The following is a 14,659-nucleotide window of genomic DNA, read 5'->3' on the forward strand; positions in this document are numbered from 1 at the left end:
ATTGTTATCGTTAGGCTTGTGTTGGATCAGGTTCTAAGCGATGCGATAACAGTTGAAAATCTGGTGTATAATGGAATGTCCCGTACACAACTTCATTTCGGTTGAGTAGGTGTTCAAATATATAATAATCACCGGGTGCCATCGGTAGTTCCTGCACGTCAGTGATTTGTTTCCATTTTAATATACCTTCTGGTGATTGTTCCAATAATTCACCTTCAGCGTCATCAGCGAAAAATGTAAACATCATCCATTCGGCGATGATTTCTCCTTGATCAATAATTACAAATGTAAAAATTCCTTTAATTTCAGGATTTTTAAGATCTAGTCCTGTTTCTTCACGGTATTCACGCTTCACCGCTTCTTTGATCGTTTCTCCTGCTTCCATTTTTCCACCTGGCGCCACGTACCAATTGCGACGCGGCTTTTGCAGCAAGAGTACTTGATCTCCTCGTTTATAAATACAGTTTGTCACTCTTTGCATGGCCAATCACCTCACAGTGTATACTTCTTAAGTATACTACCAATTATTCGCGCTCACAATGTCAAGCACGGGAACTATTGACAAAAATTGTTTAAAACTAAGCTTAGTTCACCACACTTTGATAAGTGCTTCCGCACGACCCTAGCCGTGGAGCTCTAGCACGATCGCTTATAAAAGCCAAAACCCGGCTTTCAACGCAATCGTTCCGGCTCCACTACGCCGACTAACGTCTGCGCAAACGTTTAACAAACGTTTGGGGTCTTGCTAATCTCAGGTTTCTCATTCTCTTTTTAGAGAGGCTACGAATCGTGGTTTGATTATTGTTAAGACTAGTGCCCGCTTGAAGTTAGTTTCATTATTCAATATCACGTGCGGGCACTCTCCATCTCATTCAACCTCTTACCATACGTAGACACCCCAAAAAGAAAGAGCATGTACCACAATAGTAGTGAGACCCCAAATGGTGCTAACCATTTGCGGAGACGTCAGTCGACGTAGGGGAAACAATGGAGGTTGCCTTGGAAGCCTGATCTCGGCTTACATAAGCAACCGCAATTGTAGCCCCGGATAGGGTCGAACGGAACAACCACCCAACAGTTCACATCAATGCATCCCCGAATCAACTGTAAATAGCACCAACCAACGCGCAGGCACCCGTCTCCTTACTTAACCCTCCCACCATGCGTAGACAATCCAAAAAGAATCAGCACGTATCACACAAGTAGTGAGACCCCAAATGGTGCTAACCATTTGCGGAGACGTCAGTCGACGGAGGGGATGCAATGGAGGTTGCGTTGGAAACCTGGTCTTGGTTTACATAAGCGACCGCAAATTGTAGCCCCGGCTAGGGTCAAACGGAACAACCACCCAACAGTTCACACCAACGCATCTCCGAATCAACTTAACGCTCTAAAATCATCTATCAACGTGCGGGCACTCGTCTCCTTATTTAACTCTCTCACCATACGTAGACACTCCAAAAAGAAAGAGCATATCCTCCCAAGTAGTGAAACCCCAAATGGTGTTAACCATTTGCGCCAACGGCAAGTTGGCGTAGTGGAGACAATGCAGGGAGCCGTGAAAGCCCGAACTTGGCTTACACAAGCTCCCGTCATTGTCCCCACGTCCAGGGTCAAACGGAGCAACCACCCCAAGAGGCCCCTACACACAAAAAAAGAGCACGAACATCGTGTTCGTGCCACAAGGAAATTATATAAAAAAGGGGGTCAATTACTTATCATTATCATACCCAATTTATATTTCATAACTGTTACAATCGAATTAAGACCCAGTTACGTTTTTATAAAGGAATTGTAAGCACCATTACCCCACACTCCATAAAACTGTCCTAATTACTTATCCTCAAGTGTTTCAATGTAATGTTGAGCATTTTGAGCAGCTAAACTACCATCACCAGTCGCTGTTACAATTTGACGAAGGAACTTTTCACGGATATCCCCAGCCGCAAAAATACCAGGAACCTTCGTAGACATCTCTGAATCTGTCTCAATGTAACCTTCCTCATTTGTAATACCAAGACCCTTAACAGCACTGTTCAATGGTAATAGACCAATATAGATGAACACACCATCTGTTTTGAACTCTTTTTGTTCACCAGTCTCTGTGCTCTCTAATGTCACACTACCAACTTTGCCATCTTTGTCATTAATTTCTTTCACGACATGGCTCCAAATAAATTCGATCTTATCGTTATCAAACGCACGATCTTGTAAAATTTTCTGAGCACGAAGCTCATCACGACGGTGGACGACTGTCACCTTTGAAGCGAAGCGCGTTAAATAAACCGCCTCTTCTACTGCAGAGTCACCGCCACCAACGACAACTAATTCTTTATCTTTAAAGAAAGCACCATCACAAACCGCGCAATACGATACGCCACGTCCGCCTAATTCTTTCTCGCCTGGTACACCTAATTGTTTATATTCAGCACCTGTTGCGACAATAACTGCTTTTGCTTTGTATTCCTTACTGCCGGCAACAACGGTTTTATATTCTTTTCCATCAATAATCTCTTTTACATCACCATATGCATACTCAGCACCGAATTTTTTCGCATGCTCAAACATTTTCGTTGAAAGATCAGGGCCAAGAATATGGTCAAAACCAGGATAGTTTTCAACATCCTCTGTGTTTGCCATTTGTCCCCCTGGCATCCCTCGTTCTAACATTAATGTGTCCAAGTTTGCACGTGACGTGTAAACAGCTGCTGTCATTCCCGCTGGTCCCGCCCCCGCAATAATCACATCATAAATTTTTTCTTCACTCATATGATCCACTCCTTATTAGCAATCTGTCTCTTCTCTTGTATGATCGATTCATCTGTTACACCATTATCGTAAAGAAATGCTCTTGAGAAGTCTATTGATCTGCTCAGCGTTCCTATCGGAAGTTACATACTCAGCATGGTATTTATAATTGATAAGAAACAGCTGACTTTGCAAGTGTTCCTTGTCGGAGATTTTCAAGGTACTTATCAGCATCATGATCGCCTAATTGTGATGCCTTGTCCCAATAATCTTGCGCCTTGCCCTCACGATCGGTATGAAAAGATGCCACCGCCATACAGCGGTAGAAGTCAACATAGTCAGTTAAAGCTGACGGTTGTAACCGGCGCAAGCGTTCATACGCCAGCTCATATTCACCAATCGTACAAAAGGCAGCCGCAACCTTGAAGCGTTGGTTTACATCAAGCGGATAGATCGCTTGCAATGACGCAGTTAGCTGTTCAACCTCTTCTGATTTTCCAATTTTATGATAAAACGTCACTAAATTGCAGCGAGAATATAAGTTACCTTCATCCTGAGCAAGCACCTCATGCGCAAGCTCAAGACCTTCATTTGTTTTCCCTTGTAAAAACAGCGCCTGTGCAAGGTGGTTGTATGCCGCCCAAAAGGTTGGATACTCTTTAATAATTTCCTCTAATAACGCTTCTGCCTTTTCATACTGTTGCTGCTCAAGGTATCGGCTCGCTTTTTCATGTTTTAAAATCAATTGATCTTCCTGGTCCGTCTCGACATGCAAATCTTCATCAACTTCATCATCAAGCAGGTCTAACAAATCTTGAGTATCCTCTAAAAATTCACCATTGTCTCCGCTTTCGATGTACTGAAGGGCTGACTGCTTTGCCTTTTCAAACAAACCAAGATACGCATAGTTATTTGCCATGAAAAAGTGACATTCATGTATCGACTCATCAATATCAGCAAGCACATGCATCAAAATTTCATTTGAGCGCTCATATTCACCTAGCTCAGCGACAACCGCCGCAAGCTGACAATGAAAAACGGGTTCCATCGGATTTAATTTTGTTGCTCTCTCGAGGTGCTGAATCGCTTTTTTTAAATCCTTTTTACGGTAAGCGATCACACCCCTCTCAAAAAAGTATTCCCCATTTTGAATGAATGGAACAATCCTTCCTCGTGAATTTCCAAGATCTATATCATGTTTCATTAACGGTTGTTACCCCCAAATGGTTATTGTTTATCATAACTGCAAGTATATCATATTTCTCTTACTCTGCATGAGGGCAAATGAAATCGTTTCGGCTTTTCTTACATTGCAAAACAAAGGGCTGCCCTAAAGCAAGGTCATCACCCTTAGAGGTTGTCCTCACTTACGAAGCAGCCTTTCTTTCGTAGAAATGCATTCCATCCTTTGGTTATTGTAATTGCAATCGTTCTCTGATCACATGCTGATCATTAATATAGTCGACAAGCTCACCTTCAAAATGTTCTCCCTCTTCACCATAATGCTCTAAAATCGACGGAAGATTAGAATTTGATGACGGTCTTACGGTAAGATTTAAAAACGCTTCTTGATCAGGTTTTAAATCTTTGAGTATAGGGAGCCTAATCTCAACTGAGCCATCAGGACATACAGATTCTGTATTAAGAAATCCAGTCGCAATATAATCTGGGAAATCCAATTTCGCTTGTACTCGAGTATTTTCAAGCAAGTTCGATTGAACAGTAATATAGTAAAACTCATCGTCCTTTTCGACATCTACATCCATTCTAATTGTAAGATCACCGTAGTCCTCTGGTTTATTCCACTCAGGTTTTGTGGTTTCAAACTGTTGATCCTCACCTTCAACTGGCCGATATGTAGCGAGGGTCTTAACCACTTGTTCAATGTCACCGTCCCGTGATTCGCTTTTATAAATGTAGTCTCCTTCTAACTCTTCCCCAAGCTCTCCATACACAGCTTGAACGTCATCATTCTGGCCACTTGGTCTAAAATGAACCTCGATGGTAACGTCAATATCGTGGACATCTCGGCGTGGCATCTCTGCTGTAAACGATCCATCTTTTTCGGTTCTTGCATAGGTTTGTGCATTAAAGATGTACTCTTCTGCAAGTGCGGTCATAAACAACCTTGAATCAGGAACGAGATTCGATTCCCCTTTGATGAGAATTTCATCTCCCTTTTCTTCAAAAGTGGCACGAATCCACACCTCTGGGTCACCTTGATCCTCTAGAATGTCACCTAGCTGATCGGCAACACGCTCGAACTCAACTGTCTCACGCCCATGAGCCAGCTCCTCTTCTTTATCCACTTCTTCCTTTACTTCATTTTCTTCTGTCTCTCCAACGCTCTCGTCTCCAGTCACCTCTTCACCTTGACCACACGCAGTAGCCAAAACGGCAACCAAGAGGAAAGCGATAGAGATCAGATATTGTTTTCGTTTCATTGCCATCCCCCTTTTATTATCTTTAACACTACTATTGATTATTGTTTAAGACTAGGATTGCGACAACTGATTTTCCAACATTTATCACTAAATGATTATATAGGAACGAAATGACCTTAGACTTTATTCATACCTACTAGCGTAAACAACCAATTGTGCCTATAAATTACAGCATAGCGCTCCTCACAATAGGGGTGATTGGCAATTTTTATAGTGACTTGGTATTATTTGATCTCTATTCTTTTCACCTGTTTCAGGATATAGTTAATTCAGAGCAAGACAGCAACAACTTAAAAAGAATGAGAAAGAAATAACAACACGCTCCGTTGTTATCCTATTTCAAAATTCTTTCCAATTCGTAGGTTTCACTGCCAATCATCGTTTTGCGGAAGGATTTTTTAATGCACTTATCCTTCTAAATGTTTTACAAAAATAACACATTTTACAGGAGGTATTGTCGTGAAAAAGACAATCAAAAAAGTTTTCGTATCAACAGCAGCGGTAGCAATGGTAATGTCAACTATGGCAACAGGAGCGTTTGCAAATACAACAACTGGTGAAACGTCTATCACTGGTGCAGAAAATGTAGCACTTACAGTACCAACCAGCGTTAACTTCGATGTAGAGTTAGATGGTAAGATTCAACATGTCACGACTTCTTTAGACCCACTAACAGTCGTTGATGCAAGAGGAACTGGGCTTGGTTGGAGTATCAAGTTAACAAGCGACAAATTAAAGAACGATAGTCGAACACTTGATAAGAGTTCTTTAAGATTAATTAATGCTCCTACTATTAACGCTTTACACGGCTCATCTTCTACCAATGTTGATTCTGGTGCTGGCGATTTAACAGGCCTTGGAGTAACAGTAGCATCTGCACCTGCTGATTTTGGAATGGGAACATTCGAGTTTGCATTTGGTGAATCCCTTCAACTAACATTACACCCAGATGAAACATATGCGGAAAGCTATACAACAACATTAAATTGGGAGATCTTAGACGCTCCTATAAATTAATATAGATCAAAAACAGTCATGCCTCTAACGTGACTGTTTTTTTATTTCGACCAACTCAATTAAAATAAACAAGGTTGGTTACCCTAATTCTTAAGGAGTGTTGATCATGAAGAAGGTTCTTATCAGCTTTATTTTAATGGTTTTTACATTGTCTTTCCCTTTATTTACGTATGGGCAAGAAAATGTATCTCCTATTACTGTTTATCCGGTCCTTCCAGAAAATCAAATAGGCCAACAAACGTACTATCACTTAAGTGTAGAGCCTGGACAAGAGCAAACCATTTACATAGAGGTTGATAATGTGTCAAATGATGAACAACACGTAATGCTCACTGCAGTCGATTCATTTACTGGTCCACAAGGTGGAATTCTATACGAAGAAGAAATGGACCCTTCTATTTCTCGACTACTCTACCCGGACTTAGCATTATCAAACTTTCTTTCTATTCCGGAAGAAGTGACCATTGCTCCAGGGGAAACTGAGCGTATTCCCATTGAACTTGAGGTACCAACCATTGAATCGGGGACAATGATTGGCGCGGTTCGAATTCTTGCCATTGGTACTGATGAGGACGAAGGTGAGATAGATCAAGAAGATATCGCTAATGTCACCATTCGAAACCGAATTTCATTTATCACTGCAATCCAACTAGATCTACCGGATCAACCAGAAGCAAACTTTTCTTTTGGTGAAGTTGGGACAAGGACTGCACCAACCGGAACGGAACTTGTTGTCGAGATGACAAACGATGCACAAATGATCCTTCGTGGAACGACAGGGACCTATGAGGTTGAGTTCGAAGGTGAACAACTATTCGCAGGGGAATGGGACGAATTTACGATGGTTCCCAACTCACAAATCTCATTCCCTGTCCTATGGGAAGCAGACGAGCTAGCTCCTGGTGAGTATACGGTCCGTTTGCAGGCCAATGTTCTAGGTAAAGAAATTAATGAAATACGAACGTTTACCATTGAACGCGAACAAGCTCGCGAGCATGAACAACAACAACAGCAAGATGTGATAACCGAGACCGCTATCCCATGGTGGGTATGGGTGCTCGGGGCAGTCTTACTTGTTGTCGTCTTCGCTGTTGCATTTCTCCTTGGACGACGAAAAACGTGAGGATATTGCGCTTATTTTGGGGATACGCGAGCCCTTGAAGCTCTGCTGCACAATTAAGCGGACTCTCAGTCCCTTATTTTGCCTAAAACGACCGGTTTGACTCTTCTCGCGGACCCTCATTCCGCTATTCGCCTTTTTCCTCACCTTTCTTCGATGATTTTGGGTAAATAGCATACTCAGGGTCCACTTCCTCTCCTTTTTTCACCTTTTTCAGCTAAATAACGGATCCTCAGTCCCCTTCCACTCACTAGGCGGACCCTCATCCCCTCCTTTCACCACTCCCATTACGAAAAAAGGCTGACCGTATGGATGAAATCACCCTCTCGGCCAGCCCAACACTTATTTACTTGAATGACGTTCTTCTAACACGGCTAGTACCTCATTTAATGGGAGCTTTTGCTCACGCATGAGGACGAGGACGTGATAAAAGAGGTCGGCGACTTCCCACTTTAACTCTTCAGCGTCACGATTTTTCGCGGCAATGATGACTTCACTTGCTTCTTCGCCGACTTTCTTTAAAATTTTATCGACCCCTTTTTCAAAGAGGTACGTCGTGTACGCACCTTCTGGCATTTCAGCTTCACGTTCAGCAATCACTTGTTCAAGTTCGCTCACAATCGCAAAGCGATCCGCACGCGCCTCTACTTGTTCACCTAAAAGCGAATCGCTAAAGCAGCTATAATCACCTTTGTGACACGCTGGTCCTGCTGGTTCAACGAGAACAACGATCGCATCGGAATCGCAATCATAGCGAAGGTCAACAATTTTTTGTGTATTCCCTGATGTTTCACCTTTGTGCCATAACTCTTGGCGGGAACGACTGTAAAACCATGTTTCTCGCGTCTCAATTGATTTTTCTAATGATTCCTTATTCATATAAGCTAGCGTTAGTACCTCTTTACTAGCAGCATCTTGGACGATCGCTGGAACTAACCCTTTTTCATCAAAACGAATCGTATCTAAACTCAACGTACTTCGACCCCTTTCTCTTTTAAAGCAGCTTTTACTTCAGCAACAGATGTTTCTTTGTAATGGAAGATCGAAGCCGCTAACGCTGCATCCGCATTGGCCTCGGTAAACACATCATAGAAATGCTCTTTCGCTCCGGCACCACCTGAAGCAATCACCGGTACAGAAACAGCTTCACTTACCGCTTTTGTTAGCTTTTGATCAAAGCCTGTTTTCGCCCCATCTTGGTCCATACTTGTTAATAAAATTTCTCCGGCGCCACGGCGGACAACTTCCTTCGCCCAATCGATCACTTCCCAATCCGTCGCCGTGCGGCCACCATGTGTATAAATCCGCCAAGAACCGATCTCCTTATCGTACTTCGCATCGATGGCTACGACAATGCATTGCGAGCCAAAATAGTCGGCACCTTCTGTAATTAATTCAGGACGATTGACAGCTGCTGTATTGAGAGAGACTTTATCAGCGCCCGCGCGCAGCACACGCTTCATATCGGCTAGTGAGTTGATCCCGCCGCCAACGGTAAACGGGATCGCAAGCTTTCCAGCGACTTCTTCAACGACTTCAACCATCGTCTCGCGCCCTTCGTGTGAGGCAGAAATATCGAGAAAAACAAGTTCATCCGCACCTTGTTCATCATAAAAAGCTGCTAGTTCAACGGGGTCACCTGCATCACGAAGATCAACAAACTGCACTCCCTTAACAACGCGTCCATCTTTGACATCTAAGCAAGGGATAATTCGTTTTGTTAGCATGTTATTTCCCCTCTCCTAGTGCTTCTTTCACTGTAAACTGGTTTGTATATAGTGCTTTTCCAACGATTGCACCGGCAACACCTTTTTGCTGTTCGGCTCGCAATTCCGCTAAGTCATCAAGGTTGCTGACACCACCTGAAGCAATCACTTGCTTACCAGAGGCTTCTGCTAAAGCGGCAATCGCTGCTGTGTTCGGTCCAGACAGCATGCCGTCACGTGAAATGTCAGTAAAAATGAACACTTCCGCACCATGCGACGCAAGCTCTTTTGCAAGATCCTCAGCCTTCACTTCTGACGTTTCAAGCCAGCCCTCTGTTGCGACATAACCATCTCTTGCATCAAGACCGATCGCAATTTTTTCCCCATATGTACGAAGCATCTCTTTTGTAAATTCAGGGTTATTAACCGCGACACTGCCAAGAATGACGCGATCAACCCCATTGTCTAAGTAATATGCAACATCTTCAGCAGTCCGAATGCCACCACCAACTTGAACTTTTGCATCAAGCTCACGAGCGACACGCACAACATGCTCATGGTTGATGCGTTTCTTTTCCTTAGCACCATCAAGGTCAACCATATGAATCCACTCGGCACCTTCACTTGCGAAGTGTTTGGCCATATCAAACGGTGAATCACCGTAGACTGTTTCTTGGTTGTAATCCCCTTGAATGAGACGGACACATTTGCCGCCTCGCATATCAATCGCTGGATAAATCGTAAACGAACTCATTGACTTGCTTCCTCCCCTCAACAATCGCCGCATAATTGCGGAGTATGCTCATGCCGATCTCACTACTCTTCTCTGGGTGAAACTGTGTTCCTAACACATTGTTCTTTCCAACAACCGCTGGCACTTCACCATCGTAATTAGCACTTGCTAGTAACGCCTCACGATCCTTGATACGAACAACGTACGAGTGTACAAAATAAACATGACCTTGCTCAACGTCTTCTAACAATGGGTGCTTTGGTTGCTGAAAAGACAGTCGGTTCCAGCCCATATGTGGCACTTTATAAGGAACGCCATCTTTCGTTACCCCTGGAAAACGTTCAACACGACCCGGAAGTAAGTTCAAACCCTTCGTCTGGCCGTTTTCTTCACTTTCTTCAAACAACAGCTGCATCCCAAGGCAAATCCCAAGCAACGGCTTACCAGCTTCTGCCCAGTCGATCACAAATTCATCTAACTGTTCTTCTTTTAAAATCGCCATTGCATCACGAAATGAGCCGACCCCTGGTAAAATTAAACCTTTTGCTTCTTTTAACTTTTTTGGATCCTCAGAAATAAAATAGTCATAGTCAAGGCGTTCAAGTGCCTTACTGACGCTATGAAGGTTCCCCATGCCATAATCGATAATTCCGATCATTTACAACATTCCTTTCGTTGATGGAATTCCTTTCACACGGTCATCGATCGTCGTCGCTTCATCTAATGCCCGTCCTAACGCTTTGAAAATCGCTTCAATCATATGGTGTGTATTATGACCGTAATGGACGATGACATGTAAATTCATGCGCGATTCTAAGGCCAGCTTCCATAAAAATTCATGAACGAGCTCCGTATCAAACGTACCGACTTTTTCACTTGGGAACTCGGCACGATACTCAAGGTGAGGACGGTTGCTCAAATCAACAACGACTTGCGCAAGAGCTTCATCCATCGGTACAAACGAGTTGCCGTAACGCTTGATTCCTTTTTTATCACCAAGGGCTTCACGCAGTGTATGACCGAGGCAAATGCCGATGTCTTCGGTTGTATGGTGGTCATCAACCTCCGTATCACCATTCGCATTGACCGTTAAGTCAAATTGACCGTGCTTTGTAAAAAGGTCAAGCATATGAGTAAGAAACGGGACACCCGTTTCTAATTCTGACTTTCCTTCACCATCAACGTCAAAGGCAAGCTTGATTTGCGTTTCGTTCGTGTTACGTTCTATGTTTGCTGTTCTTTCGCTCATTTTTGATCCTCCAGTCGCACATCGATCGCACGGGCATGGGCTTCAAGACCCTCGTAACGGGCAATCGCGGCAATTTTTTTACCGTTCTTCGTTAACGCTTCTTTACTATATGAAATGATGCTTGATTTCTTCGTGAAGTCATCGACATTTAATGGACTAGAAAAACGTGCCGTCCCGTTCGTCGGTAGGACATGATTTGGTCCTGCAAAATAATCACCAACAGGCTCTGAGCTGTATGGTCCTAAAAAGATCGCACCAGCATGGCGGATTTTTCCTAGTAAAAGCATCGGCTCTTCGGTTAACACTTCAAGGTGCTCTGGTGCGAGCTGGTTGACTACCTCAACGGCTTCATCTAACGTGTCGGTCACATAAATCGCACCGTGATCAGCCACCGCGACACTTGCAATTTCTTTACGTGGCAATGTTTCTAGCTGACGATCAACTTCTGCTGCTACCTGTTCAGCGAGGGCCTCAGAAGGCGTGACAAGGACAGCGGATGAAAGCATATCATGTTCAGCTTGTGAGAGAAGATCGGCAGCGATATAAGCTGGGTTTGCTTTTTCATCGGCTAAGACGACGATCTCGCTCGGCCCGGCAATCATATCGATATCGACATGGCCAAATACTTCGCGCTTCGCTAAGGCAACGTAAATGTTGCCTGGCCCGACGATTTTATCAACCGCAGGAATAGTTTCAGTTCCGTAGGCAAGAGCGGCAACGGCTTGTGCACCGCCAAGCTTATAAATGTTTGAAATCCCGAGCTCATTCGCAGCGACGAGTACGCCAGCCGGTAAGGTCCCATCTTTTTGTGGAGGAGAGACGATGACAATCTCACCAACCTCAGCCACTTGGGCAGGAGCAACGTTCATAATCACTGATGACGGATAAGCCGCTGTTCCACCAGGGACGTAGACCCCAACCGAATCGAGTGGAACAATTTTTTGCCCGAGTACGGTTCCATCTTCGTTTGTCGTTAACCACGATTGGCGTTTTTGACGTTGGTGGAACTCACGGATGTTGACGATTGCTTCCTTGAGCGCGTTCAACACTTCATCATCGATACTGTCATAAGCGGCTTCAATTTCAGCTTTTGTGACTAAAAAATCAGAAAGAGTGACACCATCAAACTTTTCCGTTAACGCGATTAGTGCCTTATCGCCTTGCTCTTTTACTTGCGCGATAATGTTTGTGACCGCATCGCGCTGCATTTCCGTACCAGTATCAATGTTCCTTTTTAATGTGACATCTTCGGTTACCTTTTCAATCCTCACTGACTATTCCTCCTCGACAACAGCTGCTAATCTCTCGACCATTTCATCAATCTGTGCATCCTTCATGCGATAGCTGACCGGATTGACGATTAATCGTGACGTGATTGGGATAATTTTTTCTAATTCGACAAGACCGTTTTCCTTCAAGGTGCGGCCTGTTGAAACGATATCTACAATACGGTCGGCAAGCCCAATGAGTGGCGCTAATTCAATTGATCCGTTCAATTTGATAATCTCAACTTGCTCGCCTTGTTCTTTAAAATACTTCGTTGAAAAGTTCGGGTATTTCGAAGCGACTTTCGGAGCGATGTCGGTATTACTTTTCTGATAGTCCGGTAAGCCCGCCACCGCCATGTAGCACTCACTGATGTTAAGATCAAGCACTTCATATACGTCGCGCTCTTCTTCAAGCATCGTATCTTTCCCAGCGACACCAATGTCTGTCACCCCATGCTCAACATAGGTTGGCACATCCATTGGTTTAGCAAGGATGAAGCGAAGGCCAGCATCTGGCGCATCGATAATTAATTTACGTGAGTCATCAAACTCATCAGGTAAGTCGTAGCCCGCTTTACGAAGCAAATCGGCTGCCTCTTCAAAAATTCGTCCCTTTGGCATTGCTACTGTTAATAAGTCACTCATTTTGCTGGGGTCCCCTCCTTCTTCGCCTTGCCGATGCAATAAATCACATCATCAAATTGCTCCGATAAGGCATCAACGTCATTTACACCTGCAAGGTCTTGTAAAACAACCGCTTCATCTTTGTTTCGTTTTTCGGTTGCTACCTCTATGGCATCCGCTAGGCGCTCCTTGCTAAAGACGACACATGTTTGCGGTTTGATGTCTTCGGCTTTACCAAGTGCCTCAACGAGTAAGTCAAGACGAACGCCAAATCCAGTCGCTTGTGCTGGTCGGTTGAATTTTTCTAATAGTTCATCATAACGACCTCCGCTTGCGAGCGGTACACCTAGGCGACTACCATAGCCTTCAAACACGACACCAGTGTAATAGCTCATATGCATCACGAGGTTTAAATCAATTTTTAAGTGTTCCGTCACACCGTAGCATTCAAGAACGTCCCATAGTTGGGTGAGCTCTGCTAATGCTTTTTCTCCTTCACCATTGTGAACAAGCTCTTTTGCATCTGCTATCTTCTCAACACCGCCACGCAGCTGTAATAGACTTAACAAGCGTCCTTGGTCGATCGATGAAAGTGGTAAGCTTTTGACATGCTGACGGTAGCCAACGTAATTTTTCTCATATAAGTAACGACGTAAGACATTCGCACGCTCTTCATTGCCAACAACATCAAGCAAGAGGGCATTCACATAACCGATGTGACCGATCGCCACTTGGAAATCCTTTAATCCAGCTTGCTTTAGCGCTGAAATCATGAGTGCGATCACTTCACCATCGGCGCTCGCGGTACCATCGCCGACAAGTTCCACACCGATTTGTTCAAACTCAGCCGGTTTTCCACCTTCACGCTGTTGCGCACGGAAGAGATTCGTATGGTATGAAAGACGCAATGGATAGGCTTCATTCTTCAAGCTTGAAGCGGCTAGCCTTGCAATCGGTGCTGTCATATCCGGACGTAACACCAACGTATTTCCTTGTTGATCTAACAGCTTAAACAATTGCTGATCGAGAATCGCTGACGCACCGCCGACAGTATCATAAAACTCGAGGGTCGGTGTTTCAATCGTACGGTAGCCCCATCGTGACGTTTCAGCTTCCATTTGTTCGCGAATTCGTTTTTTCGTTTCATATAATTGTGGTAATGTATCCCGCATCCCTAGCGGCTTTTCAAACATAAACGGTTTTGACATGTTTTCACGCTCCATACTTTAGTTCGCTAATATACTACCAAGATAAAGAATGTTACTAGTAGTTTACACTTGTTTATAAGTTCCGTCAATTGGAAAAATTCATCCGCTATTCGCACGAACATTACTACTTTTATTCCCTTACGGACAGCATTTTCCTGCCATCATTCATGAAAAGCTGACAATTGTTCACACTATAAATAAAAGGTAAGAATCGTTTTGACTAGAAGATGAGGAGTGAATTGACGTGAAATATGAGGACCTAGCGCAGATTATCCTACTTACGCAAGACGCCAAAAATGTCGGATGGGAATTTTCTTATGAAGAAGAAAAGCTCAAGGCCTTTGATGCAAACTTTCTCCATGACTCCGTGGAATTCAATAATGAATCAGAGCTTTATGAATGGCTTGAAGAACAATTTAATCGTGCAAGTACGTAAAAAGGCTGGGACAAAAGATTGGTTTACCTTTTGATATGCTCCCTCTAGGGTAGACAGATTAAAAAATAAAAATCTGTTTTACCTTAGGGGGAGTATTTTTGTCCAA

At 43.7% G+C, this 14,659-nt stretch carries 15 protein-coding genes; 3 read left to right on the top strand and 12 right to left on the bottom strand.

Going from position 1 to position 14,659, the window contains the following annotated elements; all coding sequences use genetic code 11:
* Positions 1-10: 10 nt before the first annotated feature.
* From KH400_RS08845 to KH400_RS08860, 4 genes are all read right to left on the bottom strand, one after another.
* Positions 11-481 (bottom strand): 8-oxo-dGTP diphosphatase, encoded by a 471-nt coding sequence (locus KH400_RS08845; RefSeq protein ID WP_217224021.1) that lies wholly within the window; start codon positions 479-481, stop codon positions 11-13.
* A gap of 1,352 nt (positions 482-1,833) precedes the next feature.
* Entirely contained in the window at positions 1,834-2,769 is a 936-nt protein-coding gene (trxB, locus tag KH400_RS08850; RefSeq protein WP_217224022.1) for a thioredoxin-disulfide reductase, read from the bottom strand.
* A gap of 142 nt (positions 2,770-2,911) precedes the next feature.
* Positions 2,912-3,952 (bottom strand): tetratricopeptide repeat protein, encoded by a 1,041-nt coding sequence (locus tag KH400_RS08855; RefSeq protein ID WP_217224023.1) that lies wholly within the window; start codon positions 3,950-3,952, stop codon positions 2,912-2,914.
* Positions 3,953-4,160: 208 nt separating this feature from the next.
* The gene (locus KH400_RS08860; RefSeq protein ID WP_217224024.1) at positions 4,161-5,192 is read right to left on the bottom strand and encodes a hypothetical protein; all 1,032 of its coding nucleotides are present in this window, start codon (positions 5,190-5,192) and stop codon (positions 4,161-4,163) included.
* Between the two features lie 459 nt (positions 5,193-5,651).
* Here KH400_RS08860 and KH400_RS08865 point away from each other — a divergent pair, with 459 nt between their 5' ends.
* A complete protein-coding gene (locus tag KH400_RS08865; RefSeq protein WP_217224025.1) occupies positions 5,652-6,209 on the top strand; it encodes a WxL domain-containing protein in 558 nt (185 codons plus the stop codon).
* A gap of 106 nt (positions 6,210-6,315) precedes the next feature.
* The gene (locus tag KH400_RS08870) at positions 6,316-7,332 is read left to right on the top strand and encodes a WxL protein peptidoglycan domain-containing protein (protein WP_217224026.1); all 1,017 of its coding nucleotides are present in this window, start codon (positions 6,316-6,318) and stop codon (positions 7,330-7,332) included.
* A 339-nt stretch (positions 7,333-7,671) separates the two neighbouring features.
* Here the strand turns inward: KH400_RS08870 and hisIE are convergent, their stop codons facing one another.
* From hisIE to KH400_RS08910, 8 genes are read right to left on the bottom strand one after another with little or no spacing between them, the layout of a single operon-like run.
* On the bottom strand, positions 7,672-8,301 hold the full coding sequence (hisIE, locus tag KH400_RS08875) for a bifunctional phosphoribosyl-AMP cyclohydrolase/phosphoribosyl-ATP diphosphatase HisIE (RefSeq protein WP_217224027.1): 630 nt from the start codon (positions 8,299-8,301) through the stop codon (positions 7,672-7,674).
* Positions 8,298-9,056 (bottom strand): imidazole glycerol phosphate synthase subunit HisF, encoded by a 759-nt coding sequence (gene hisF / locus KH400_RS08880; protein ID WP_217224028.1) that lies wholly within the window; start codon positions 9,054-9,056, stop codon positions 8,298-8,300. The genes hisIE and hisF overlap by 4 nt, the downstream gene beginning before the upstream one ends.
* A gap of 1 nt (position 9,057) precedes the next feature.
* Positions 9,058-9,789, bottom strand: a complete 732-nt coding sequence (hisA, locus tag KH400_RS08885) for a 1-(5-phosphoribosyl)-5-[(5-phosphoribosylamino)methylideneamino]imidazole-4-carboxamide isomerase (RefSeq protein WP_217224031.1) — start codon at positions 9,787-9,789, stop codon at positions 9,058-9,060.
* Positions 9,758-10,426, bottom strand: a complete 669-nt coding sequence (gene hisH / locus KH400_RS08890) for an imidazole glycerol phosphate synthase subunit HisH (RefSeq protein WP_217224033.1) — start codon at positions 10,424-10,426, stop codon at positions 9,758-9,760. Before hisH ends, hisA begins: the two co-directional genes overlap by 32 nt.
* The gene (hisB, locus tag KH400_RS08895) at positions 10,427-11,017 is read right to left on the bottom strand and encodes an imidazoleglycerol-phosphate dehydratase HisB (protein WP_217224035.1); all 591 of its coding nucleotides are present in this window, start codon (positions 11,015-11,017) and stop codon (positions 10,427-10,429) included.
* On the bottom strand, positions 11,014-12,288 hold the full coding sequence (gene hisD / locus KH400_RS08900; protein WP_217224037.1) for a histidinol dehydrogenase: 1,275 nt from the start codon (positions 12,286-12,288) through the stop codon (positions 11,014-11,016). Before hisD ends, hisB begins: the two co-directional genes overlap by 4 nt.
* Before the next feature lie 3 nt (positions 12,289-12,291).
* Positions 12,292-12,930 carry an ATP phosphoribosyltransferase gene (gene hisG / locus KH400_RS08905; RefSeq protein WP_217224039.1) on the bottom strand — a complete coding sequence of 213 codons (639 nt, stop codon included), beginning with the start codon at positions 12,928-12,930 and terminating at the stop codon, positions 12,292-12,294.
* Positions 12,927-14,117, bottom strand: a complete 1,191-nt coding sequence (locus KH400_RS08910; RefSeq protein WP_217224041.1) for an ATP phosphoribosyltransferase regulatory subunit — start codon at positions 14,115-14,117, stop codon at positions 12,927-12,929. The genes hisG and KH400_RS08910 overlap by 4 nt, the downstream gene beginning before the upstream one ends.
* A gap of 244 nt (positions 14,118-14,361) precedes the next feature.
* On the opposite strand from KH400_RS08910, the gene KH400_RS08915 reads away from it, so the two are divergent.
* Positions 14,362-14,553, top strand: a complete 192-nt coding sequence (locus KH400_RS08915; RefSeq protein ID WP_217224042.1) for a hypothetical protein — start codon at positions 14,362-14,364, stop codon at positions 14,551-14,553.
* The last annotated feature ends 106 nt before the right edge of the window (positions 14,554-14,659 follow it).

Origin of the sequence: Desertibacillus haloalkaliphilus (assembly GCF_019039105.1) — a bacterium.
Taxonomy (GTDB): domain Bacteria; phylum Bacillota; class Bacilli; order Bacillales; family KJ1-10-99; genus Desertibacillus; species Desertibacillus haloalkaliphilus.